Raw genomic sequence first — 25,059 nt, 5'->3', positions numbered from 1 at the left:
CGGACCTGCTACTCGTCACCCTCGATCAGCGTGTCGTCCAGCTCCTCCTCGCCACCGATGTCGACGGGGTCCTCGTCGTCGGCCTCCTTGGCACCAGCGGCCGCAAGGTCGAGGGAGCCCTGCATCGGGTTCGCCTTTGCGGCCTTCTTCTTGTGCGCAACCATCCTGGCAACGGCGCTGATCTTGTCGCTCTCGCCCAGGTTCATGATCTTCACGCCCTGGGTCGCGCGGCCGAGCCTCGAGATGTCGCTCGACTTCACGCGAATCACGACGCCCTCCTCGGACACGATCATCAGCTCGTGCTGAGGACCGACAACGCGGCACGCAACCAGGTTGCCCTTCTTCGCGGTCATCGCGATGGTGGCCACACCCTGGCCTCCGCGCTTGTGCTCCGGGTACTCAGACACGGGCGTGCGCTTGCCGTAACCGCGATCCGTGATCACCAGCAGGTCGCCGTTGCCGTTCGTAATCTCCATGCCCAGCATCTTCGCATCGTCCTTCAGGGTGATGCCTCGGACGCCAGAGGTGTCACGGCCAGTCGGGCGAATCTCGGCCTCGTCAAACAGGATGGCCTTACCCAGGTCAGAGCACAGGATGACCTTCTCGCCCGGCTTGACCCTCCTCACGTTGACCAGCTCGTCACCCTTCTTCAGGTTGATCGCGATGATGCCATCGCGGCGACTCTTGTCGTAGTCGCTCATGGCGGTCTTCTTGATCATGCCACCGCGCGTGGCAAACAGCAGGTACTCGTCCGCGGGGAACTCCCTCGTGGTAATGACGGCCGTCGGGTGCTCGCCCTCCTCAAGCGGCAGCACGTTCACCAGCGCGGAGCCCCTGGCATGACGGCTGCCCAGCGGCAGCTCGTGCACCTTCAGGCGGTACACCTTGCCCTTGTTCGTGAAGAACAGCACGTAGTCGTGGGTGGACGCCACAAACAGGTCCTCGACGAAGTCGTTGTCCTTAAGCGAGAGACCCTGGACGCCCTTGCCGCCGCGCTTCTGGGAACGGTACGTCGCCACGGGCAGGCGCTTGACGTAGCCGGAGTGCGTGAAGGTAACGACCATGTCCTCCTCGGCGATGAGGTCCTCTACGTCGAGGTCCACGGGCGCGTCAGAGATCTTCGTGCGGCGCTTGTCGCCAAACTTCTGGGCAATCTCCTGCATCTCGGTCTTGATGACCTCGAGGATCTTCCTCTGGTCCGCAAGGAGCCCCTCGTAGTACTCGATGGCCTTGCGCAGGCCGTCGAGCTCGTCCTGAATCTTATCGCGCTCCAGGCCGGTCAGGCGGCGCAGGCGCATCTCGAGGATTGCCGTCGTCTGGACCTTGGTGAACCCAAACCTGTTGATGAGCCTCTCGGACGCCTCCGTGTCCGTGCGGCTGGAACGGATGATGGTGATGACCTCGTCGATGTGGTCGAGCGCAAGCAGCAGGCCCTCGAGGATGTGCGCACGGGCGCGCGCCTTCGCAAGGTCGAACTTCGTGCGACGGGTGACCACGTCGACCTGGTGGTCGATGTAGTACTGGAGCATCTCGCGAAGCGTGAGCGTCCTGGGCACGCCGTCGACCAGCGCGAGGTCGATGATGCCAAAGGAACTCTGCAGCGCGGAGTACTTGTACAGGTTGTTGAGAACGACCTCGGGGACCGTACCCTGCTTCAGCATGAGGACAAGGCGCAGGCCCTTGCGGTTGGACTCGTCGCGCATGTCGGTGATGCCGTCGATGCGCTTCTCGTTTACCAGGGCTGCAATCTTCTCCTGCAGGGTGCCCTTGTTCACGCCGTACGGGAACTCGGTGAAGACGAGCTTGTTGCGGCCGCCCTTCGTGGATTCCACGTGCGCCTTCGCGCGGATGGTGATGATGCCGCGGCCGGTCTCGTACGCCTGCTTGATGCCCTCGGAGCCCATGATGAGGCCGCCGGTCGGGAAGTCGGGGCCCGGCATGACGGTCATGAGCTCATCGACCGTGGCATCCGGGTTGTCGATCAGCATGCAGACGGCGTTGATCGTCTCGCGCAGGTTATGCGGAGGGATGTTCGTCGCCATGCCAACTGCGATGCCCTGCGAGCCGTTGACCAGCAGGTTCGGGAAGCGTGCCGGCAGGACCACGGGCTCCTGCAGCGACTCGTCGTAGTTTGGCTGCCAGTCGACCGTGTCCTTGTTCAGGTCGCGCAAGAGCTCCATAGCCGGACGGGCAAGGCGCGCCTCGGTGTAACGCATTGCCGCGGCGCCGTCGCCGTCGATGTTGCCAAAGTTTCCGTGGCCGTCCACCAGCGGCACGCGCATGCTGAACCACTGTGCCAGGCGGACCATGGCGTCGTACACGGCGGAGTCACCGTGCGGGTGATACTTGCCGATGACTTCGCCAACGGTCCACGCCGACTTCTTGTGAGGCTTGTTCGGGAAGATGCCCGCCTCGTTCATGGCGTACAGGATGCGCCTGTGGACGGGCTTCAGGCCGTCGCGCACATCCGGGAGCGCGCGGGCCGTAATGACCGACATGGAGTACTCGATGAACGACTGCTCCATCTCGTGGCCGAACTCGTGGAACTGCAGGCGTCCGCCATGCACGTCCACGCCGTCGCCGGCGCCGCGGTTGTCATCGCCCATCTGCAGCTGGTCGTCGGAGTCGTCGTCCTCGACGTCGTCATCCTCGTCAGGGTCGCCGTCGTCCATTCCGGCCTCGTCCTCCGCGTCCGGGTCGTACACCGGCGCGTCGGAGTCGTCCGACTCCGCCCTGTCCAGCAGGCGCTGCAGGTCCTCGGGCAGGGTGACGTCGTTGTCGCCGCCCTGTCCCAGGCCGTCGTTGCTGTTGCTGTTATCTGCCACTTATCGTGCCTTTCGTCTGTCGTGAAAACCAAGCTCGCGCCGCTACGCGTCCAGGAAGCGGGCGTCCTTCGCGTGCTTCTCGATGTAGTCCCTGCGGTACTCGACGGAGGTTCCCATCAGCCGCGAGACCGCCTGTTCCGCGCGGGCGGCGTCCTCGATGCCGATCCTCTGCAGGATGCGCGTCTTCGGGTCCATCGTCGTGTCGGCCAGCTGCTGCGGGTCCATCTCGCCAAGGCCCTTGTAGCGCTGGACGGTGTACTTGCGCTGCTTGCCCTCCGCGTCGCGCGGCACGTACTGCTCGATCGCCTGGGCGAGAAGAGCCTCCTCCGCCGTCTTGCCGTCTGGGTACACGTAGTGGATCTTCTTGCCCACCTTCACGCCAAAGATCGGCGGGCAGGCGCTGTAGATGTAGCCGGCATCGATCAGCGGGCGCATGTACTTGTAGAAGAACGTCATCAGCAGGATGCGGATGTGCGCGCCGTCGACGTCTGCATCGGTCATGATGATGATCTTGTGGTAGCGGGCCTTGTTGATGTCAAAGTCGCCCGCGTCCGTCGTGACGCCGGTGCCGATCGCCGTGATCAGGCTCTGGATCGTGTCGGAGTTGAACGCCCTGTGATCGCCCACGCGCTCGACGTTCAGAATCTTGCCGCGAAGCGGAAGGATTGCCTGGATGTCTCGGCGGCGACCATCCTTTGCGGAGCCGCCTGCCGAGTCACCCTCGACGATGAAGAGCTCTGTCATGGCCGCGTCGCGCACGGAGCAGTCCGCAAGCTTGCCGGGAAGTGACGCGGATTCGAGGATGCTCTTGCGTCGCGTGGCCTGGCGCGCCTTTTGGGCCGCAAGGCGTCCCTTAGCGGCGCTGGAGGCCTTCTTGAAGATCTCCTTAGCCTGCTTGGGGTGCTCCTCCAGATAGTCCGCGAGGCCGCGCGCCACGATCTTGTTCGTGAGCGTCCTCATGTACGAGCTGCCCAGCTTCGCCTTCGTCTGGCCCTCGAACTGCGGGTCGGGAAGCTTGACGGATATGACGGCCGTCAGACCCTCGCGGATGTCGTCTCCGGTAAGGTTTGCCTCCTTCTCCTTCAGCAGCTTGTGGCTGCGGGCGTAGTCGTTCACCGTCTTCGTGAGGGCCGTCCTGAAGCCCTCCAGGTGCATGCCGCCCTCCTCGGTGTAGATGTCGTTCGCGAACGACATCACGTGCTCGGAGTAGCCGGTGTTCCACTGCATGGATACCTCTACCTCGCCCTTCTTGGCGAGCGGGGTGTCCTCGTCCGTCTTGCCCTCGATGTAGATGGGCTTTGACAGGCCGGGAAGCACGGTCTTCTCGTACGTCTTCTTCTCGGGACTCCATCCGTTCAGGAACTTGACGAAGTCGTTGATGCCGCCGGCGTAGCAGAACTCCTCCACGCGCGGAACGAGCTCGCGCTCGTCGGTCAGCACGATCTTCAGGTTCTTGTTCAGGAACGCCGTCTCTTGCAGGTGGTTCTTCAGGGTGTCGAAGTTGTAGACGGTAGTCTCGAAGATCTTCTCGTCGGGCCAGAAGGTGATGGTCGTGCCCGTCGTCTTGGACTTGCCGACCTCCTTCATCTTCTCGATGGTCTTGCCGCGCGAGAATTGCATCTCATAGATCTTGCCATCGCGCTTTACCTGCGCAATCAACTTCTTCGAGAGCGCGTTCACAACGGACACGCCGACGCCGTGCAAGCCGCCGGACACCTTGTATGCGTTGTTGTCGAACTTGCCGCCGGCGTGCAGGATGGTGAGCACGACCTCGAGGGTCGGCTTCTTCTCGGTGGGATGCATGTCGACGGGGATGCCGCGGCCGTTGTCCACGACAGTAATGGAGTTGTCCGGATGGACCGTGACAAGAATCTTGTTGCAATACCCGGCCATGGCCTCGTCCACAGAGTTGTCGACGATCTCCCACACCAGGTGGTGAAGGCCGGTCTCACTCGTGGTGCCAATGTACATGCCAGGACGCATGCGGACGGCTTCGAGACCCTTGAGGACCTTAATCTCGCTTCCACCGTAGTTGCTTTCTTCTGTCGCCACTCAGTTTCCCCTCTATATTGAAATAAAAAGAGACTCCTCGATTCTAGTCCAAGGGGTCTCTTTTAGTTTGAGCCAAACACAAAATGGAATGTCGCGCCATCTTAAAATCACGTCAGCGGCGCTGTAAGCCTATTTCTGATGCGTTGTACGATTCTTCGTGTTCTCTAGCAGTTCTCTTCTGAACGAGAGCTCAATGGCTCTCTCCGCCTTCGCCCGAATCCCGTCCGGAAGATTGCGCGTCATGCCCTCGATGCGGCACCGCTCCTCCTGTGAAAGGCTGGGCAGCTTCACGGAGGCGCGCTTCTTCCCAATGCCCTCGTATTTCTCGCCCGCGTCCTTGCGCATGTGCCGCGCGTCGGAAAGCCTGAACTTGACGCCAGACACCTGCAACCCAACGCCGTGGAGCCGCGCGAGGTAAATCTCCTTGTTCGCGTTGAAGTCAGACATCCTCACGTGCGAGTCCACATACACGCACAGGACGGGGTCCCTCCCCTTCTTCGTGGGGGTCTTGTCGAGAAAAACGCCCGTCGTGTGCTTTCGCTCTATGTCCCCGTTCGCGCCATACCACGCTGCACGGGCTCGCTGGTTCTCGGTCATGTGCGAGCGCATGTCCGTGCTCACCGCACCGCTCAGTATGGACGAGAGGGGCGTGTCGTTCCTGAAGCGCTCCTCGTCAAAGACGTAGTCGCGGCCGTAGTTCTTGGACTTGCCTTGCGGCCTGGGGTTACTCATCTATCCTCACGACTTTCGCGTCCAAAAGCAGCTCCTCTGGGAAGTAACCCAGGTTCGTCGTCGTCACGACCGTCTGTATTCCCGACTGCACGAACCTCGTCATCGCGTCACGGCGGTCCTCGTCCAGCTCGCTCATGACGTCGTCCAGAAGCAGCAGCGGCTGCTCCCCCACAACCTCCTGCGACAGCCTCACCTCGGCCATCTTCCACGCCAGCACGATCGAGCGCTGCTGCCCCTGCGAGCCGTACGCGCGCGCGTCGCGACCGTCGATGGTAAACGCGATGTCGTCGCGCTGGGGGCCCACGAGCGTCTGCTGGCGCCGTAGGTCGTCCTGTCTGCCCTCTTCCAGCTTCCTTGCAAAGAGGTCGCAGAGCTCGTCGCGGGTGCGCCCGCCCAGGTCCTCGCCGAGGGACGAGACATACCGGCAGTCAAGCTCCTCCCCGGTGGCTATCTCGCGATATATATCCCGAAGGTAGTGCCTGAGCCTGTCAAAAAGTCTCAGGCGCGCGGCAAGCAGCGTCGCACCGCCGAGGGACACCGACGCGTCCCACGCATCCAGAAGCGCAAGGTCGGGGTAGTCCTCCTTCAGAAGCCGGTTTCTCTGCTCGACGGAGCGCAGGTAGGCGGAAAGTACCTTCGCATAACCGCGATTCGCCTGCCTCCCGAAGCTATCGAGCTCATCACGGCGGTACGAGGCGCCGCGTTTCACGAACGAGAGGTCGTCGGGATTAAAGAGAACCGACATGAGCGTCTCGGGAAGGTCCTGAGAAGAGCATTTCTTGCCGTTCTTGAAGAATCGGCGCCGCTTGTCCTCCACCTCGCACGAGACGTCTATCACGCGGCCGTCGCCCTCGAGCCTTGCGGATATCTTCGCGGCGCCGCAGTCCTCGCGAACCTGCTGCGACGGCTTCGCCTTCCTGAACGTGACGCCGGCAGTAAGCATTTGCAGCGCCTCGACGGTATTCGTCTTGCCGACGGCATTCCTCCCCGCAAGGATGGTCATGCCGTCGGCAAAGTCGATGCTCTTCTCGCCAAAGTTGCGCCAGTCGCGCATGCCAAGGGTCTTGACGTGCAGTCCCACGACTACATCCTGACGGGCATCAGCAGGTAGAGGTAGTTGATCTTGGAGTACGACTTGAAGATGCCCGGCTGCATGGTGCTCTGGAGCTCGAGCGTGATCTCCTTCTGGTCGTTCGCGGCGTTCACGCAGTCAAACACGTAGTGATAGTTCAGCGCTATGGTCATGGCGTTGCCCTCGACTTCAACCGGAAGCAGCTCCGTGGACTCGCCCTGGTCGGGCGAGCTTGCGGAAAGCTTCATGATCTTGCCGTCCGGATCAATGTCGAAGCGAACGGACGGGTTCGTCAGCGCGATGACCGACACGCGCTTGAGCGCCGCGGAGAACTGCGCCACATCAATTCTGACAGATGTGTTGCAGCTGGGTGGCAAAAGCTGCTTGTAGTTGGGGAAGGTCCCGTCAATCTTGCGCGAGACATACGTCGTGTCGCCAAACGCAAACACGACTTGGCTGTTCGTCGTGCCGATCGTAATCCTCTCCGTCATGGACGGGAGCGACAGCACGTCGTGGAAGGTGTTGCCAGGAACGATGGTTTCGAACGCCTCCTGGATGGAGCTCGTCTCCACGTTCGAGTCGCATACGGCCAGACGGTACGAGTCAGTCGCCACGAGTCTGATCGTGTTGTCCTCCACGGTCAGGAGCACTCCAGAGAGAATGGGACGCGACGTGTCCTTCGAGGTTACCTTATAGACCTTTCCCACCATCTCGGAAAGAAGGTCACTCGGCAGCTCGACGGTCCGGTCGAGGTCGTACTCCGGAAACTCGGGAAAATCTGCAGGGTCGAGGGTGTTCAGACGGAACGAAGACTTGTCGCATTGAATCGTCAGAACCCTCTCGCCACCCTCGAACATCACGGCTGCATCGGGGAGCGTCTTCACGATGTTCGTCAATATCTTGCCGGAAGCCACCGTCGCGCCCGGCTCCTCCACATCAGCGGCGATCCTGTGCCTAATCGAGATGTCCAGGTTTGTTGTCTGGAACTCGAGCACACCCTCCTCCGCCTTTATATATATGCCTGAAAGAACGGGGAGGGTCGAATTCGAAGCCATTCCCTTTGCTACCACAGAGAGGGCTTGCATGAGTGCAGACTGGCTTACTGTGAATTTCATTCGGTACCCTCCATTGTTATTGGTACTTATATATAGAAAAGAAGTAGTGGTAATAATAAGGCTTGTAGAAAAGTTGAAAAGTCAGAATCTCCGCAGGTAAATGCAATGTAAACGCAACTCAGTCGGCTTCATTTCTCCTTATGTCAGTTAACACTCACAGTATGTCGAAAACCTCCGTCTACAACGATGCCGCACTTTTCGACTCTTCTCTACAGGATTTCTTCCAGCTTTTCGAACCCTATCTGTTGTCGGTTATCCCGTCTTGCAGCGTCTGGATCCTATCTTGGAAGATTCTGTCCTCCTTGCGGGTCTTATCGACCCAGAAGATGCTGTGTTTGACGGTCGCATGGCTGCGCCCGCCAAACTTCTTGCCGATGTCTGCCAGCGTGTTGTCGGTAAGCTCTCTCGTAAGCCAGACCGCTACGTGTCTTGGCTCCATCAGCTCCTTGTTGCGCTTCGAGCCCACCAAATCCATGTGCGAAACGTCGTAGTACGTCTCGACCGCCTTCTGTATCTGTTCGACCGTGATGGTCTTCTGTCCGGTTGGCCATTTGGCGTTGGCAATCTTTATGATGTCTTCTCGGTCGAGCCGCTCGCCCAGCTTCTCCTTGCGCGATGCGGTTATCAGACAGGTGTGCACGAACCCCTCGATGATGCGGATGTTCGTGCCAGATTTCTCCGCCATGAGCTTCCGGTCCGCCTCGGATATCGTCCCCGTCATGCCGGGGATGTGCTCCCTCACGGCGTCCTGCTTCATGGTGTCGTAAAAACTGTTGATGAGCTTCAGCTTTAGCTCGTAGTCTGGCACCTGTATGCTCACGGTCACGCCAGAGTCCATGCGACTGGTCTCGCGCTCGTCAAACTTGCTGTCGCCCATGCCAAGCTGCGAGGGAGAACGGTCCGCCGCAAGCACGATCTGCTTCCCATGCGACATGAGAGTGTTGTACGTCTCGAAGAAGAAGCTGATAGTGCCCGCCGCGCGACGCATGTTCTGGATGTCGTCGATAATCAGCACGTCGACGTTCTGGTAGTTGCGCGACAACGCCGCCTTCGCCGGGGTGTCGCCCACGTTCATCGCGTTCACGTAGTCGTCCACAAACTCCGTGCCCGTGCGGTACACGCACAGCCGTGACGGGTCGTTCTGCGCAATGTAGTTCTGGATCGCCCGAAGCAGGTGGGTCTTTCCCAGCCCGCTCTTCCCGTATATAAACAGCGGGTTGTAGCTCTTGTTCCCTCCGTTCGCTACCTGCTTGGCCGCGTCGAACGCAAACTCGTTCTCCTCGCCAGACACAAAGCGGTCAAACGTGAGCTTCGAGTCGGATGGGTCGATGACCTCGTTCTTAAAGTCGCTCACCGGTTGCTTTGCGGCCTCCGGTCGAGAAGTGCCGGTCACCATAGCCGCCGTCGCGTCCTTGGGCGCGACGTTTGCCGCTGCCGGTGCGGGCTCCATCGCCGCGGCCGTCGTGTTGATGCGCCCGACCTCCTCGCGCGACATCTCCGCACCCGTCTGAACCGGACGCCGCACGGAGTCGTGCGTCAGAATAACCTCGAAGCCCACGGGCTGGAAGGCCGCCTGCTCCAGGCATTCCTCGATCATGGGTGCCTGCTGGGATATCTTGCGCTGCGCAAACCCCATGTTCGTGGACACCGTCAGCTTCTCGCCGTCAAACGAGACCGCCTGGCAACTCCTGAGCATCGCCAGCGTCGCGGGCGCAACGTTTCGTTCGGCAAGAAGCGTCAACGCGTCTTGCCACAGCGCTATCGCATCCGATTCCTGAGATGTAGTCATACCTACCATTTACCTCTGCAATGTTGAAAAGTACACCCATTATATGATGAAAACCGCCCGTGCATACCCTCAGCGCCGGTCGAGTCCTTCTCGCCCGCCGTTTCTCAGGCCGAACCCGCGCTCGGTGCGTGATTCGCTTCCGTTGTTATCGCACGTAAATGGGCTATAGCTGCTGCGCGTACGTCCTGCCAAGATCGGTCAGGGCATACTTCTGGGCACCCTTGTTCTTCCTGATAAAGCCCGCCCTCTCGAGCTTCTGCAGCTCGCGCGTCCACGTGGGCTGCGAGCTGCCAAAGGCGTGCGTCAGGTCCGTCGGGCCAACTGTCGGGTTCGCCTTGAGGTACGAAAGCACGCTCACATCCCTTTCGCTGAGCGAGAAGGCCGCGAGCTGCGGGGCTGGCATAGTCTGCTGGGGCTGCATGTATGGCTGATATTGTCCCTGCTGCTGGTATGGCAGGCCCTGTTGCATGGGCATCTGCTGGTACTGCGGCCATCCCGGCGCGAATCCCCCCTGCGGATAGGCCGCCTGGCCGTAGGGCATCGCGCCGTACTGCTGCATGCCGATACCCTGTGGCACTGTGCCGGTCATTCCGGGCATCGCCGCCGGCATCCCGCCGCCCTGCGCGGCAGGGGCGGCCTGCATGCCCATGGCACCCTGCCTCTGAATGCCTCCCATGCCAAAGGCCTGGTTATCCACGGGCTGGTCGGCCAGGGGCTGTTCGTCCTGAATCACGTTGGATATCGTGACTATGGTGCCGCCGGAAATGTTGTCCTCGATGGTGAGCGATCCGCCGCGGTCCGTCATGTACTGCTGCACGTAAGGCAGGCCGCTTCCCACGCCACGAATGTACTGCTTCATGGGCTCGGTTGCGGACGTCGTCCCGTATTCGAGCGCAAGGTCCTTGGACTTGATGCCCGGCCCCTGGTCGGAGAACTTGATTGTCTCGCCTCCGTCCAGGATGCTGATGGTTGGCTCAAGGAAGTATGCGTGGATGAAGTTTTCGACAATCTCCCTTATCACCATAAAGGGGATGCTGCCGCCCTGCTCCTTGGAAAGCCTCGTCACCGTCGCGGTTATCTCCTCAAGGTAGGAGCGCACGTCCTTCGGCTCAATGAGCACTACGCGCGGCGCTGCGGCCGCGTCGTCGTATACCGCGATGCGTGCGGGGTATTTCACCTTCAATTCATCGCCATCTGTGGAGGTTTTGGGGGTCCCCTGCGCCTCGTTCTCGCCGTCTGCGTTCTCTACAAACGGGTAGAAGTCACGCGGCATGTTCGTCCCTTTCTCCTTAGTTTTAAACAATTCATCTACGCATGTTGAAAACTATTCAATCTGAATAACATCCGAATGAAAGATTTCAACACAAGATGAAACGATGTTCAAAACTTGGGCGGATGTTGTTCGTATCGGGTGAAAAATCATAGCATCATTCAGTAACAAAACCGCAGATAACACTGAAGTATCGATGAAATCATGCTCGATGAATTTCATTCAACATAGCCTGAATGGAGGTCGCGCATCCACCGCCCTTCGCCTTGGGGAGCAAATTGTGGTCTCTAGCAGAGGGAAATTGACATTTCGCCTGACAGTTCACTACAATCTTGTAGCTTGACGCTATTGGTCCTATATGTTGATCCTCGGGAGGATTTAAAAATGAAGCGTACTTATCAGCCTAACAAGAGGAAGCGCGCAAAGACCCACGGCTTCCGCGCTCGCATGGCAACCAAGGGTGGCCGCGCCGTTCTCTCTCGCCGCCGCGCCAAGGGCCGCAAGAGGCTTACCGTCTAGGCACGCCATGGAGACCATCAAATCTAAAAGAGATTTTGAAGAGGTCTTTTCTGGCGGGAAGAGAGTCAGCCACAGACTCGTCCGAGCTACAGTTCTAAAGTGCAACGAAGGCGACTTGGGAAAGGTCGCCTTCGTCGCACCTAAGCGACTGGGCAACGCGGTCTATAGAAACAGGTGCAAGAGGGTGCTCCGCGAGGCTGCGCGCGCATGCAGTTTGCCAGCCCAAAGCACAAGAATCATCCTGTTTGCGACGAAGGCGACGCACGAAAGCTCTCCGGACGAGGTGTCTGAGGCGCTGCGTAGCCTTCTCAAGCGTTGTGGCATTAACGGCTAAAAACGGCGCGGGCGAGAAGGGCTTGCCATATGGTTAAGAGAGTTCTTCTCGCCTTGATAAGGGGCTACCAAAAGTACCTTTCCCCGCTGTTCCCGCCGTCTTGCATCTATGAGCCGTCTTGCTCCCAATACGCCCTCGAGGCCATTGGCAAGTACGGTGCCCTAAGAGGTTCGTGGCTCGCCTTTAAAAGAATCCTGCGGTGCAACCCATTTCACAAAGGCGGCTATGACCCTGTCCCCTAGCTTTGACAACCGGAGGAATCCATGTGGGACTGGTTTATTAATTTCCTGATGCAGATACTGCAGTGGCTCGCCGACTTCAGCGGCGACTGGGGTGTTGCCGTCATCATTCTCACCATCATCATCCGACTCCTGGTCATGCCGCTCATGACGAAGTCGACGGCCTCGAGCGCAAGAATGCAGGCGCTGCAGCCGAAGATGGTGGAGATTCAGAACAAGTATGCGGACGACCCCGAGCGCCAGGCAGAGGAGCTTCGTAAGTTTACTGCAGAGAACAAGTTCAACCCCCTTGGGGGCTGTCTCCCCATCTTCCTGCAGATGCCTGTCTTCTTCGCGCTCTTCACTGTCGCTAAGCAGGTTCCCGCCTCCGCGCACTTCCTCAACATCATGCCGTCGCTTGGGATGTCTGCCGCGCAGGCAATGGAGAAGGGCATTGGCGTCGCTGCGGTGTACATCATCTTCGACGTGCTGTTTGGCATTCTCACCTTCATTCCCATGGTCATGAACCTGCAGAACACCCCGGATGAGCAGCGTCAGCAGACCCTGGTTATGGGTGTCGTCATGGCCGCGATGATGCTCTGGTTTGGTTGGACCGTTCCTGGTGCCGTCCTTCTCTATTACGATGCCTCTGCCGTTTGGCAGGTAGCCCAGCAGAAGATCGTCACCCAGAGGGTCATGGACAAGGTCAAGGCCGAGACCGAGGCCAAGCTTGCAAACCAGGGTGTCCAGGTCGACGTTGTTCGCAAAGAGCGCAAGCCGCGTCCGCACAAGAAGAACTAGTATTAGTAGACTTAGCTGCGCGGCCCTATGGGACGGGTCGCGCTATCGTTTGTGGAGGTAACACGTGGAGGACGTTCAGAGCGTCTCTTCTGAAGAGAGCGAGCAGATGCAGGCTCCTGTGATTGAGGATGAGTTCTCGAGCATTCGCGAGCACTTCGAGAGCGACGTCGACCTCACTGATGAGGAGGTCGACAAGATTGCTGACGTCGCCGTGACGTACATCAGAGAGCTGCTCGGCTTCTTTGGCGAGGAGCACATCTCTATCGACGAGTATGATGGCGACGAGGGCGAACTCATTCTGGACATCAGTGGTGGTGACCTTGCGGTTCTCATCGGTAGGCACGGCAAGACGTTGGATGCCCTCCAAATGGTCGTTTCTTCCTATCTGAGCAACAGACTCAAGTTTCACTATCCGATCGTCGTTGATATCGAGGGATATAAGAGCCGCCGTCGTGAGAAGCTCGCGGAGCTTGCTCGTTCGGCCGCGGCGCGGGCGAAGAAGCAGCATGGACGCGTTGCGATGGCTCCCATGAATGCCTATGACCGTCGCATAGTACATCTGGCGCTTATTGATGACGACGAGGTGACTACGCATTCCGAGGGGAACGAACCCGAGCGTAGAGTAATTGTTACCTACGTGAAAGCATAACGTCACTTCATAAAGATTGGAAACATGTGAGGAGACCGCTCTAGGGTGGTCTCCTTTTTCATCGGACAGCAATACTTCTTGTCCGATGTGATATAGGACACTCGACCAGTGAGTGGATAACATTCAAACGATACGTCGGAGCACCTTCCTTCTTGGGTGAAGGTTACTCTGGCTTACGTTTCTGGGTGGATGGCGAATATTGGTATGGCACAGAAACGAACGGTTTCAGCTGTGCCATACGGGCTCGTATGTATTTCAATGTGATTTGGCGAGGCAGAGTGAAGCCGGATGGCAACAAAGACGAAGAGAGCCTTGTAAGGCCTAATAAACAGGTTGATTTGTATTGAGCTTTGTAAATGGTCTCGGACCTGGATAAGCCCATATGCCAGAGGTAATAGCACGACAAGTTCAGTATGAGAAGCTTCAAATAGCTGAGATGCGGAGGTGAGAACCCGCATGTTGATGGGATTGAAAGACTAATGGCGAATGAGAGCGCTGTAACCCCTTGAAGCGTTCCGCTTCATCTACGCAATTGATAGCAGCAAGGCTAAGGCGTTAGGAAGTGTATCGGAGTAAGAGTTCTCAGACATCCTCTCGAGTAATACGAACATTAGCAAGCATGTGGCCCTGCAATTGTGCAACATTGAGATGACACCCCTCATGTTGTGGTGTGACTGGAGAGAGGGTTCGTGTTGGACGTTTGACTTGTGCTGATCGCACGGGACTCTCAATTCGCAAGCGGTAACTAATCAGAAGAGTTTTCAATAGTGCTTACGACAATACGGCATCTTCCGTTCTATTTCGTACTCCGTATATAGAAGCATCTCTTGCAATGACGATTTGTTCCAGGTGTTCTGAAGGGGCTCAAGTGAGACAGATGCGTTAGTCTTCTTGTCCACGGAGAACGAGACGTTGCTCTTATGAGTACCCGGACAATAGATGAGTTGGGTGCAATGAAGACGCCTGTGGTGATAGGGATGAAACGTAAGGATACTGGATGCAGCGTTGAATCTGAGTTTTAGCCGCCAGAAGACTCAAGATTTGAGCACCGTTTGATGAAACTTGCCCGGATGATTCTCGTCCTGAAGCGCTCTGACATTTTCAAACGCTGTTGTGTAAGACAAAACGTAATGTAGCGTGCTTGCTGCACATCCTAAGGAGAGTTTCTTTCGCATCGATCAGCTCTTTGAGGCCCGTATTGGCATGAGCGAGTACGTATGATTAACGATCATTTGATCTGAATTGCAATACATACAGCTTATTAGGTAACGGTAGTTGGATGTACTTCCCAATGTCTGAGACCCGTTCTGACGCTTGTCGCAAATATGTGGACATAAAGACACCTAGGTTTTCAACAAGACTCCCTTAATGTGATTACAAGACTTTGATTTTTGGCCGGACTCACCTGTAGTACAGCCAATGTCTACCTTCTTCGAGAATGCAGTGTCTGCGATGTCGATATGCCAAGGGTATGGCTGTAGAATTTAATTCCTAACGTCTGATCGTATTTGATGTCATGACAATAAATCTTGCTACGGGAAATTCTGTCATATCGAAGGAACAACATGATTCAAGATAGTGAAGAGAAGTACTTTAACGACATAAAGCAGAAAGCACAACTATATGGAGTAACAATTAGTGATTCAGAAGCACGTGATCTGCTAAGGCACCTTGATCTGGTTATTGAAGCTAATAAGTCTGTTAACCTAACGAGAATCACGTCTGTACGTGATGGCATCAATCTTCACATTGTTGATTCTCTACTATATATTGCTACTGATTTAGGTATGAGGGAATCGCGTGGCAGACTGTTGGATATCGGAACCGGTGCTGGGTATCCAGGTATTCCAATAGATATTTGTTCTTCAGTTAATGTCACGATGATAGATTCAGTTGGTAAGAAAGTACGCGTACTTCAGAGTTTTGTGGATGAACTTGGTCTAGATTCTAAGTCTGAATGTATTAAGAGTCGCGCTGAAGAACTTGCTCTAAAGCAATTTAGTTCGTTTGAGTATGTGACGGCTCGTGCTGTCGCTCAGCTGTCAACACTTATTGAGTATGCAACTCCTTTCCTTATGAAAAACGGTAAGGCAATTTTCTCTAAAGGTCGAATGTCGGATGATGAAATCGAACACGCTCAAATCACAGCAAAGATCTGCGGTATGAGGCTTGTTTCACGTGAAACATTTGAGTTGCCAGAAGAATCAGGGCATAGAGAACTTCTTACGTATGTTCGAGAGAGAGATTCGAAGGTAAATCTACCTAGGAGAAACGGATTAGCAAAGTCTGAGCCTTTGTACCTGAAACACCATTAACGTTTCACGTGAAACAATACACGCCTCAAAATCCTTTCTAGTCCTAAAGGATAGCTAAGAAGGTCTGGACTAGATACAATGTTTCACGTGAAACAGTTGTCTGGATGGAGGAACCTTGGGATTTGAAGATGTAAAAAGAGCATTTCCTGATAGAGATGCAAAGGTACTAGCAATAATCAACCAAAAGGGCGGTGTAGGAAAGTCTACGACTGCCGTGAATCTATCCGCTGCGCTCGGTGAAAACAAGAAGAAGTGTCTTGTTGTCGACTTAGATCCTCAGGGAAACACAACAAGCGGCTATGGAATCGAAAAAGAAGAGCTAGAGTACGATGTCTATGACGCACTGCTACAAGATTACCCAATAGAAAACCTAATTGCGGACACTGTAGAACCAAACGTATTTGTAGTACCTGCAACTATTCAGCTTGCAGGCGCGGAAATCGAATTGGTCTCCGCCATGGCACGCGAGAGCATCTTGAAAAGCATTCTTGATCCAATTAAGAACCAGTTTGACTACGTTTTCATCGACTGTCCCCCATCACTCGGCTTATTGACTATCAATGCACTCGTAGCGGCAGACTCTCTCCTGATACCAATTCAGTGTGAGTTCTACGCACTCGAAGGTGTGACTAAGCTGCTTGAATCAATGAAAATGGTGAAAGCCAGACTAAATCCTGACCTGGACGTTTTTGGCGTAGTTATGACCATGTATGACGCACGAACAACTTTGTCAAAACAAGTAGTGGAAGAGGTTACAAAATACTTCGGTCGAAAAGTGTTTAAAACGATAATCCCGCGGAATGTAAAATTATCAGAAGCCCCCTCGCATGGTCTACCAATTACCATGTACGCACATGTAAGCAAGGGATCTCTCGCGTATATGAAGCTGGCTAAGGAGGTGACGCGACGTGGCTAGAAAGGGCGGTCTTGGCAAAGGGTTAGAATCATTGATGGGTAGCGCCGATGCTGAAATTAGTGCTATTTCACCTGAGGCAAGCTTACCGATTTCAAAAATCAAGGTAAATAAAGACCAACCCAGAAAACAATTTGATAAAGAAGCACTAGAGGAACTGGCTGACTCTATTAAACAAAACGGTGTGCTACAACCCATTCTCGTGAGAAAGACCGGCTCGAACTATGAAATTGTCGCTGGTGAAAGAAGATATCAGGCAGCAAAACTAGCTGGACTCAAAGAGATTCCAGTCAATATTAAAGAAATCTCTGACAAAGAGGTCTTTAAGCTCGCTCTCATTGAAAATCTTCAGCGCTCTGACCTTAATCCTATAGAAGAGGCTCAAGGATACAGAAAACTACTTGAGCAAGATGGATTAACACAAGAGCAGCTTGGTCAAGCACTGTCTAAATCACGGTCTGCTATTGCAAACACTTTGAGATTGCTAGATTTGCCAGACGAAGTGCAGCAAATGATGCTTGAAGGCAAGCTGACAGCGGGTCATGCACGCGCAATTCTTGCTGTTGCTGGAGTAGAGGGAAAAATTCGACTGGCGGAGAAAGTAGTCCAAGAGAATCTTACGGTAAGACAGACAGAAAACATGGCCCCATTGTTTTCTGACACGAATACTGAAAAGACATCCACAACGAGGGAACCAACGCCAACTTCATACAAACGTGCTGCGAGACAGCTCAGGACTGTTCTGAATACGAACGTTAAGGTTAAGAAGCTCAGAAATAGAAACAAGATTGAGATCGAGTTCACCACTGAAGATGACCTAGCAAGAATAGTTGATATGTTGTCTTCGAGCTCAGAAGGCGAAGGTGACTAGTTGAGACGATGGAAAGCAGCTCTTCTGTCGACAGCAATAGTCATGGCAGGCGCATGCGTAAGTTGGTATGCACTCTTGAACGATGAAGCGCGTTCATCAGTTTCAGCGACTGGGAAACAGATTGGTCAATTCGCAAAGAACATCCGAGATGCGATAGCTACACAAGGCGACAGCAATCAGAATGCAGAGCCCGTATTCGAAGATAACGTAATAGAACAATGGCGCGCCATTGGTTACTGAGCAATAAGCGGGGGCTGGAATCAATAGTTTCCAGCCCCCGCTTTTGCACTCACTAAGATACCAGTAAAAGAACTAACGTCTCAAAGCACGCTCTACGTTTTGCCGAAGCTGACCACAGGCAGCGTCAATATCAGAACCTCTTGAATTACGTATTGTAGCCTCCACCCCAACACTTGCTAGGCGTCTTATGAATTCTTGAGCTCGAGCCTCTGAAGTTGGCTGAAACTTTGAGCCTCTGACATTGTTGAGCTGAATCAGATTTACGTGAGCAAGATTGCTGCGGCAGAAGTCACAGAGCGACGCAAGCTCCTCCTCTGTGTCATTGACGCCCCTAATGAGCGCGTATTCGTAAGTAGGTCTTCTGCCCGTCTTGTCTACGTATTCGCCCATGACGTCGTAGAGGTGAAGGAGTGAGTATTTCTTGACTCCTGGCATGAGCATATCGCGAGTCCTTTGAACAGCCGAGTGCAGTGAAACGGCTAGCGTGAACTGTTCGGGCTCATTTGCAAACTTCTTGATCATGGGTATCACGCCACAGGTAGACACGGTTAGATGCCGCGCTCCAATTCCTGCTCCTTCTGGGGAGTTGAGCTTGCGCAGTGCACCAAGCACCGCATCATAGTTCATGAAGGGCTCACCCTGACCCATCATCACAACACTGGTGACACGTGTATCAAAATCATCTCGAACGTGCATAACCTGTTCGTAGATCTCTCCCGCGGTGAGACTTCTCGTCAAGCCGGCTGCACCGGTTGCGCAGAAGGCGCAGCCCATGGCACATCCAGCTTGCGAAGAAGCGCATACGGCAAGCTTTCCGCGGCTGGGCATTCCGACGCACTCGACCGAAACGCCGTCGCTATAACGGAGCAGGTACTTTCTACTTCCATCTTGTGATACCTGCTTTACAACCTCTTCGACCCCTCCCATGGAACAGCGCTCAGAGAGGGCTGCGCGAAGGGATTTGGGCAGGTTTGTCATGTCGTCAAAGGATGATGCGTTCTTCTCCCAGACCCACTCTTCCACCTGCTTTGCACGGAACTTGGGCTGACCCAGTTCCTCAAAAAGTGCTAATAGATCCTTATGCGAAAGTGAGTGAATGTCTGGGCGGTTTGTTGTCTTCTGGTCTGGCTGTCTAGTGTTGTCATCTTGCATGATTTGAGACCTCGCCTGAGTCTGGTTGTGCTTGTGGAGTATCCTCTTCTGAGTTATCTCGCCTATCGAGTTGATACTACCGCACAGCGCGGCATGTTAAGGAGTCTAAGATGGAGAAGACCGACGTTACACAATACAAGATTGCCGTTCTCGCAGGTGGCTGGTCTGACGAGAGAGAGATTTCTCTGCAGTCGGGAAAAGCCTGCGAGAAGGCTTTGCGCAGCGCTGGTTTTGAGAACGTCGATTTTTTGGATGTGGCTGCCGACGACTTCGTGACGTCACTTGCGAACGGTGGGTACGACGTAGCGTTCGTTGCCATGCACGGTCGCTACGGAGAAGATGGATGTATACAGGGTATGCTTGAGATTATGCATATTCCTTATACGTTCTCCGGCGTGTTGGCATCTGCGACGGGTACGGAGAAAGAAGTTGCAAAATCTATATATCGTTCCGCGGGAATACCCGTACCCGAGGGCGTTGACGTGGCGTGTGATGCCGAAATTGACGATGAGGCAGCTAAAAAGCTGGTAGAGAAGCTGGGCCTCCCTATATTCGTGAAGCCCGCTGCGAACGGTTCTAGCTATGGCGTAACCCGCGTGACCAAGGCAGGCGAGATTGCTGCTGCCGTAAAGAAGGCCGGCGCCGAGGGCGACCGGGTGCTGGTGGAGTCGTGCATCGAGGGTACCGAGATTTCCGTACCGGTCATAGGTAACGAGGACGCGCGTGCCCTCCCGATTATCGAGATTGTGACCGGAGCGGACTTTTATGACAGCAATGTGAAGTACGAGCCTTCCGCGCTCCATCACGTCATCCCGGCGCGCCTGCCGGAAGGTCCCTACAAGAAGGCTCAGGAGCTTGCCGTTCGCGCCCATAAGGCGCTTGGATGCCTGGGTGCATCCAGGAGTGACTTTATCGTCAAGGCAGACGGCACGCCGGTGATCCTCGAGACCAATACCATTCCCGGCATGACCGAGTCGAGCCTGCTTCCCGACTCCGCGCGACACGACGGTATCGAGTTTCCGCAGCTCTGCCGTATGTTTGTGGAATTCGCCCTCGAGGCGCACGCTGAGGACAAGGAGTAGGTGCACTGAATGACAAAGGCAGAAGCGACCAAGGCCCCCTTGAAGACCGTAGAGTCACTCCTCATGCCGGGGACGCCCTCCTCTGTTAGGGAAAGGTATCTTTCGCTGGAGGAAAGGGCGCTTACGACAGATTTCGGCCCGCTTGAGGAAGACGTCGTCGTTCTTGACACCGAGACGACGGGGCTCTCGTTCAAAAACTGCGACCTCATCGAGATTGCGGCAGCGCGCCTGAGCGGACGGGAAGTCGTGGATCGCTTCCAGACCTTCGCGCACCCCCACGGACCGATACCAAAGGAAATAACTGCCCTTACGCACATATCTGATGTAGACGTCGTGGACGCCCCCTCTGCCGAGGAGGCCGTTCGCGCCCTGTCCGAGTTTGTTGTCGGATCGCCGGTCCTTGCGCACAACGCGACGTTTGACAGGACGTTTATCGAGGGCGTGTCTGGCGGGCGGGACGTTACAGACAACTGGATCGACACGCTGTCACTCTCCAGGATTGCCCTGCCGCGTCTGCGGTCCCACAGGCTTTCGGACATGGCGCAGGCCTTTGGGTGCGATTCCGTCACGCACAGGGCGATGGCCGACGTGGACGCCCTCTGCGGCATGTGGCGCATTCTGCTGCTTGGCCTAAGTGACCTGCCGGCTGGCATGCTCGTCCTTCTCGCCCAGATGCACGAGGACGTTGAGTGGTCGTTCAGGCCGATTATCAAGCACGTCATGCTTCAAAAGGATAACGTGGACGCTCCGTTCTCTTTGAAGGAGCGGCGGCATGAGCTTCTTGCGGAGGGGGCTGTGGAGCCGCGCGGCGATGCGGCCGAGAAGAGCGGTCGCCTTGAGGTGATGAGCCAGGACCAGGTGAGGTCCGCGTTTGGTCCGGACGGGGTGGTGCCGAGGTTGTACGAGCGTTACGAGCCGCGCTCGGAGCAGGTCGAAATGGCTCTGCAGGTAAGGGATGCGCTTGCTACCTCGACGCATCGTGCGATAGAGGCGGGTACGGGCGTTGGAAAATCCATGGCCTACCTGCTTCCCGAGGTTGACTTTGCGCGCCGCAACGGCGTGACCGTTGGCGTTGCCACGAAGAGCAACGCGCTCACCGATCAACTTGTGACCCATGAGCTTCCCGCGCTTTCCGACGTGTTGGGAGGGGTTTCTTTCACGAGCCTTAAGGGCTACGACCATTATCCCTGCCTGCATAGGATGGACCAGACGGCGCGAAACGAGTTGCCAGAGGAGCTTTTGGGACAGTCTGGCAGGTCTCTTGCAGCCGTGGAGGAGGACGTTCTGACGGCGCTTGCGGTGACGTATGCGTTTAGCTGCCAGTCCCCCGACGGCGACCTGGACGCCCTTGGCATCAGGTGGCGCTACGTTCCGCGGCCGCTTCTGACCACGACGCCCGCCGAGTGTCTGCGCGGAAAGTGCCCGTACTTTCCGAACGAGTGCCTGGTACACGGGGCAAGGCGCCGCGCTGCGTCGAGCGACGTCGTCGTTACGAACCACTCGCTACTGCTGCGCGACATCGACATGGACGGAAAGATTCTGCCGCCCGTAAGGAACTGGGTGGTTGACGAGGCGCACGGCTTTGAGGCCGAGGCCCGCCGGCAGTGGGCCGTGGAGGTTTCCGGCGAGCGTGCCCGCACGGGATTCGAACTGCTTGGTGGCTCGAAGACGGGCGCGATTCACAACGTTATGACGAAGGCCACGGGCTTGGAGGGGTCGACGCTTCTTATAAGGCTCCTCACCAAATGTGCTGCATCGTCTGCGAGAGCGCAAGTTTCAATGTCTGACATGCTTATTGCGCTCCACGACCTTGCGAAGGTCGCGGGACCTGGTGGCGGATACGACAGCCTTACGGTGTGGCTTGATGAGGAGGCGCGCGCCACGCCGGAGTGGGCGTCGCTTTCCGAGGCGGGGCACGCAGCGGCGGACAAGCTTGAAGAGGCCGAGAAGGACGTGCGCTCCGCGGTCGAGGAACTCAACAAGGTCGCACCTCAACTTGGCGCGGACCTGAACGAAGCCGGCCGCTTTTTGGGCGAGCTCAAGGACGGCCTGCGACTGATTGTGGAGGGCACGGACGAGACGTACGTGTACTCCGCGCAAGTGGCGCGCCGCAAGAAGGACATGTCTTCCGAAAAGCTGCTGGCAGAGAAGCTCGACATTGGTGCCGACCTGGGCGAGCGCTGGCTGCCCGAGATGCAGAGCGTGGTGTTCACCTCCGCAACCATCGCGGTGGGAAAGAGCTTCGATCACTTTGACCACGCCGTTGGGCTCGATAGGCTTGGTAAGGACATGCACAAGGACGTGCGCCTTGACTCGAGCTTCGACTATGACTCGCACATGTCTGTGGTGGTTGCGAAGGACATGCCCCAGCCGAACGACCCGCGCTACCTCGACAGCCTGTGTGACCTGCTGTTTGACGTGCACAGGTCCATGGAGGGGTCCGTGCTCACCCTGTTCACGAACAGAAGGGACATGGAGCTTACCTACGAGGCGCTCAAGCCAAGGCTTGCCGGCATTGGGCTTGAGGTCCTCTGCCAGGAAAGGGGTTCTTCTCCCCGACGCCTCCGCGAAAGTTTCCTGGCAGATAAGAGCCGCTCCCTGATGGCGCTTAAGTCGTTCTGGGAGGGGTTCGACGCCTCTGGGGACACGCTGCGCTGCGTGGTGATTCCCAAGCTGCCGTTTGCCAGCCCGCGCGACCCGCTTGTACGTGAGCGCGAGCGTCGCGAGGATCGCGCGTGGTGGAAGTACTCGCTGCCCGAGGCCGTCATCGAGGTGAAGCAGGCAGCCGGAAGACTGATACGCAGCGCTTCTGACAGCGGCGTTCTGGTGCTTGCGGACTCCAGGCTGGTGACGAAGCGCTACGGTCGGCAGTTTCTGACGTCGTTGCCCAAGACTTCCGGCACCATGCTGGAACGCGACAACGTTGGCAGATACATAGAGATGTGGAGAAAGTCACACGAGTAGGAATGTTGCGGGTGTCTGCGCTGGGATGCGCGGGCACCCGCAAACTATGTGCAAGCTAACGCAACAAGGGTGATGACCAGCGACTTTGCGCCACTTTACGCTTGCAGCGCGGACTTGGCATACTGACGCACGAGCTTGCACATGTCTGCGTCGTCAATCGCGATTGCGCCACCGCACGCCGCAAGCCTGCGGGGAAGCCACGTGCCGCCAAAGTAGGGACAGCGCACCAGCGTTGCTCCTGAGGCTAGTGGTGTGAAGCTCGTCTGGTTCCACGGGAGCGCATCGGCAAGGGCCTGGTCGAGAAGAACGAAGTTGATAGTGCGCTGCGGCGTCCCGTCAGGTGCGATTTCTGGCACGTTGGCGTGGTCTTTCGCGATTGTGACGTCTGTCATGCGGTCTATCCTGAAGTTGCGCATGGCGGAGCGCGAAAGGTCGTAGCCCTCGAGGTACCACTGCCCGTCCCGGTGGGATATCGAGCTCGGCTTTACAAGGCGCCTGCTGTGCTGTCCGGTGGTGGATGTGTACCTAAACGAGATGATGCGCCTGTTGGTTATGGCATCCGCGCAGGTGGGAAGGGCCTCGGGACTGGAAGGCTCCTGCCGGGCTACCACAAGGCTCGCAACGGTGGGTGCGTCGCCGATGGCTGCGGACAGACTTTGCGAAAGCTTTTGGAAGAGGGGGTCTTGGGGCTCAACTCCCGCGAGTAGCAGGGCTGCGATTAGCGCTACCGACTCTGTCAGCGTAAGGCGAATGGGCCTTCCGGCGATGGTGTTGAACAGGAGCACCGCCTCGCTCATGTCGTCATCCGTGGCGAGGGGCAGCCTGTTGAGGCTCTCTTCGTCCGAGGCGTCAATCAGGAGGCTGAGCAGGTGCTTTGCGTGCGCGATAGTGCAACCCAGGCGCTGTGCCACCACGTTTGCGCTGATGGTGGCACCCTCCTCATCCAGCGAGCCAATGAGGGCGGAAAGCTGCCGCGCCTCGAGCACTCCTCCCTTGCGGCCGCGCCGCCGAGGACGGGCATTACTTGCATGTGCCTTTCCTGCCGCCAGCCAGGGGTCGAGGGACTGCGGTTGGCAATCGCTTGCTGATAGCAGAATGCCGCGATATGCCTGTACCAGGGACTCCGGCTCCATGGGCACGACACCGGCGTCGATTGACCACGCGGCTGCTACCTGCTCGTTTGCTACGGGCACATCCCGTATGGTGCCGTCCTCCATCGCGTAGCCTCGCGCGGTAAGCTCTGTCACGCCTGATGTGCGAAGGTAGGCGTCTTTACCTGCCATGCCAAGGGGCGAGAAGGACGCGTGCAACGTGGCCTCGCTCATCTGGAACGGCAGCCTAACGAAGTCGCTTATGCAGAAGTCTTCCGGAACCGTGTACGTTCGCGAGGCGATTGCCCTTACCTTGCGGAAGCGGTCGAGGCGATACGTTCGTGGGGCAGATGCTATGGCGCGAGAACCCCTGTCGTACTCGCATGCTACGAAGTACGTCTGCTCTCTGAAGCCAAAGGAGCCGTAAAGGGCGAGGCAGTAGTCCTTCTCGGCAGCGTCTTTTGGCTGGTAGCGTACGTCTATGGGGTGACGTGACTGCAGCGCGTCCAGAAGATCTGCGAGGGTCGAGTCCCACGCCTTGCCGCCAGCGGTATCGCGGCGCGTCACCACTGTATTGTACCTGCGGTTTATCTTTGCGAGCGCGAGGGTGAGCTCGTCCCGGTACGGAAACGCGGGATCGTTTGCGAGCGGCATGCACGCGACGTCGATGAACGCTGCATCCCGCCTTGTGAGCTCCTGCGCCTGCGCGAACGTTGCCTGCGCGTCGATGGCCCACAGTGCCCCGCTGGAGTTGCGCCCAGACTCAACCACGGCGACGCCGCAGGTAGAAAGCATCTTTCTGTCACGCTGGAACTTCTTGAAGAAAGCCTGCTCGTCGATGCCCGGGTAGTAAAGGGAGCGGATGGTCACCGTTGGCATGGGCACTCTGCTGGCCGCGAGGCCGATCATGAGGGAAGACAGCCGCAAGGCTTGGATGTCGTCGCTGTTGCGCTCGTCAAACTCGTCTTCCGCAGTGTCCTTGATTTGCCTTGCCATGTTCCCACTTTCCCTGGCAGATACCTGCACCATGTACGCGTTTTGGCCGAGCGCAGTGC

The 25,059-nt window shown here is 56.8% G+C and carries 19 protein-coding genes; 10 read left to right on the top strand and 9 right to left on the bottom strand.

The features are described from left to right. Window positions 1-8: 8 nt before the first annotated feature. From gyrA to BLT96_RS09295, 7 genes are all read right to left on the bottom strand, one after another. Entirely contained in the window at window positions 9-2,825 is a 2,817-nt protein-coding gene (gene gyrA, locus BLT96_RS09325; RefSeq protein WP_419185594.1) for a DNA gyrase subunit A, read from the bottom strand. A 42-nt stretch (window positions 2,826-2,867) separates the two neighbouring features. Beyond that, entirely contained in the window at window positions 2,868-4,877 is a 2,010-nt protein-coding gene (gene gyrB, locus BLT96_RS09320; RefSeq protein WP_090863784.1) for a DNA topoisomerase (ATP-hydrolyzing) subunit B, read from the bottom strand. Between the two features lie 129 nt (window positions 4,878-5,006). Beyond that, window positions 5,007-5,609 carry a hypothetical protein gene (locus BLT96_RS09315; protein WP_090863782.1) on the bottom strand — a complete coding sequence of 201 codons (603 nt, stop codon included), beginning with the start codon at window positions 5,607-5,609 and terminating at the stop codon, window positions 5,007-5,009. Beyond that, window positions 5,602-6,690, bottom strand: a complete 1,089-nt coding sequence (recF, locus tag BLT96_RS09310) for a DNA replication/repair protein RecF (RefSeq protein ID WP_090863780.1) — start codon at window positions 6,688-6,690, stop codon at window positions 5,602-5,604. Before recF ends, BLT96_RS09315 begins: the two co-directional genes overlap by 8 nt. A 2-nt stretch (window positions 6,691-6,692) precedes the next feature. Next, a complete protein-coding gene (gene dnaN / locus BLT96_RS09305; protein ID WP_090847038.1) occupies window positions 6,693-7,796 on the bottom strand; it encodes a DNA polymerase III subunit beta in 1,104 nt (367 codons plus the stop codon). Window positions 7,797-8,034: 238 nt separating this feature from the next. Next, the gene (locus tag BLT96_RS09300) at window positions 8,035-9,585 is read right to left on the bottom strand and encodes a chromosomal replication initiator protein DnaA (protein WP_090863778.1); all 1,551 of its coding nucleotides are present in this window, start codon (window positions 9,583-9,585) and stop codon (window positions 8,035-8,037) included. Between the two features lie 163 nt (window positions 9,586-9,748). Continuing rightward, window positions 9,749-10,858: an ATP-binding protein gene (locus BLT96_RS09295; protein ID WP_090863776.1), complete on the bottom strand. Its 1,110-nt coding sequence runs from the start codon at window positions 10,856-10,858 to the stop codon at window positions 9,749-9,751. Window positions 10,859-11,239: 381 nt separating this feature from the next. Here BLT96_RS09295 and rpmH point away from each other — a divergent pair, with 381 nt between their 5' ends. The 8 genes from rpmH to BLT96_RS09255 all read left to right on the top strand — a co-directional run bounded on the left by rpmH (window position 11,240) and on the right by BLT96_RS09255 (window position 17,475). Then, a complete protein-coding gene (gene rpmH, locus BLT96_RS09290) occupies window positions 11,240-11,374 on the top strand; it encodes a 50S ribosomal protein L34 (protein WP_090847031.1) in 135 nt (44 codons plus the stop codon). Window positions 11,375-11,381: 7 nt separating this feature from the next. After that, window positions 11,382-11,708: a ribonuclease P protein component gene (rnpA, locus tag BLT96_RS09285; protein WP_090863774.1), complete on the top strand. Its 327-nt coding sequence runs from the start codon at window positions 11,382-11,384 to the stop codon at window positions 11,706-11,708. Window positions 11,709-11,737: 29 nt separating this feature from the next. Further along, entirely contained in the window at window positions 11,738-11,950 is a 213-nt protein-coding gene (gene yidD / locus BLT96_RS09280; RefSeq protein WP_090847027.1) for a membrane protein insertion efficiency factor YidD, read from the top strand. 21 nt (window positions 11,951-11,971) lie between these two features. After that, complete coding sequence (locus BLT96_RS09275) at window positions 11,972-12,727, top strand: YidC/Oxa1 family membrane protein insertase (RefSeq protein WP_090847023.1); 756 nt, start codon at window positions 11,972-11,974, stop codon at window positions 12,725-12,727. A 106-nt stretch (window positions 12,728-12,833) separates the two neighbouring features. Continuing rightward, a complete protein-coding gene (locus BLT96_RS09270) occupies window positions 12,834-13,376 on the top strand; it encodes a Jag family protein (protein WP_090864326.1) in 543 nt (180 codons plus the stop codon). Between the two features lie 1,565 nt (window positions 13,377-14,941). Further along, a complete protein-coding gene (rsmG, locus tag BLT96_RS09265) occupies window positions 14,942-15,691 on the top strand; it encodes a 16S rRNA (guanine(527)-N(7))-methyltransferase RsmG (protein ID WP_090863772.1) in 750 nt (249 codons plus the stop codon). 115 nt (window positions 15,692-15,806) lie between these two features. Continuing rightward, entirely contained in the window at window positions 15,807-16,607 is an 801-nt protein-coding gene (locus BLT96_RS09260; protein WP_090863770.1) for a ParA family protein, read from the top strand. Beyond that, window positions 16,600-17,475, top strand: coding sequence for a ParB/RepB/Spo0J family partition protein (locus tag BLT96_RS09255; protein ID WP_090847256.1), 876 nt, complete (start codon window positions 16,600-16,602; stop codon window positions 17,473-17,475). Before BLT96_RS09260 ends, BLT96_RS09255 begins: the two co-directional genes overlap by 8 nt. 312 nt (window positions 17,476-17,787) lie before the next feature. On the opposite strand, the gene rlmN is transcribed toward BLT96_RS09255, so the two are convergent. Continuing rightward, window positions 17,788-18,867: a dual-specificity RNA methyltransferase RlmN gene (gene rlmN, locus BLT96_RS09250; protein WP_090863768.1), complete on the bottom strand. Its 1,080-nt coding sequence runs from the start codon at window positions 18,865-18,867 to the stop codon at window positions 17,788-17,790. Between the two features lie 110 nt (window positions 18,868-18,977). Here rlmN and BLT96_RS09245 point away from each other — a divergent pair, with 110 nt between their 5' ends. Both BLT96_RS09245 and BLT96_RS09240 read left to right on the top strand, forming a co-directional pair. Then, window positions 18,978-19,949, top strand: coding sequence for a D-alanine--D-alanine ligase family protein (locus tag BLT96_RS09245; protein WP_090863766.1), 972 nt, complete (start codon window positions 18,978-18,980; stop codon window positions 19,947-19,949). Window positions 19,950-19,958: 9 nt separating this feature from the next. Further along, on the top strand, window positions 19,959-22,913 hold the full coding sequence (locus tag BLT96_RS09240) for a helicase C-terminal domain-containing protein (RefSeq protein ID WP_090863764.1): 2,955 nt from the start codon (window positions 19,959-19,961) through the stop codon (window positions 22,911-22,913). A gap of 95 nt (window positions 22,914-23,008) precedes the next feature. Here BLT96_RS09240 and BLT96_RS09235 read toward each other — a convergent pair whose 3' ends face one another. Continuing rightward, a complete protein-coding gene (locus BLT96_RS09235; RefSeq protein ID WP_172825005.1) occupies window positions 23,009-25,000 on the bottom strand; it encodes a helix-turn-helix transcriptional regulator in 1,992 nt (663 codons plus the stop codon). Between the last annotated feature and the right edge of the window lie 59 nt (window positions 25,001-25,059).

The organism is Parafannyhessea umbonata, assembly GCF_900105025.1.
Taxonomy (GTDB): Bacteria; Actinomycetota; Coriobacteriia; order Coriobacteriales; family Atopobiaceae; genus Parafannyhessea; species Parafannyhessea umbonata.
Note: the sequence above shows the minus strand (reverse complement) of the source record. Positions and strands in the feature narration are given on the sequence as shown.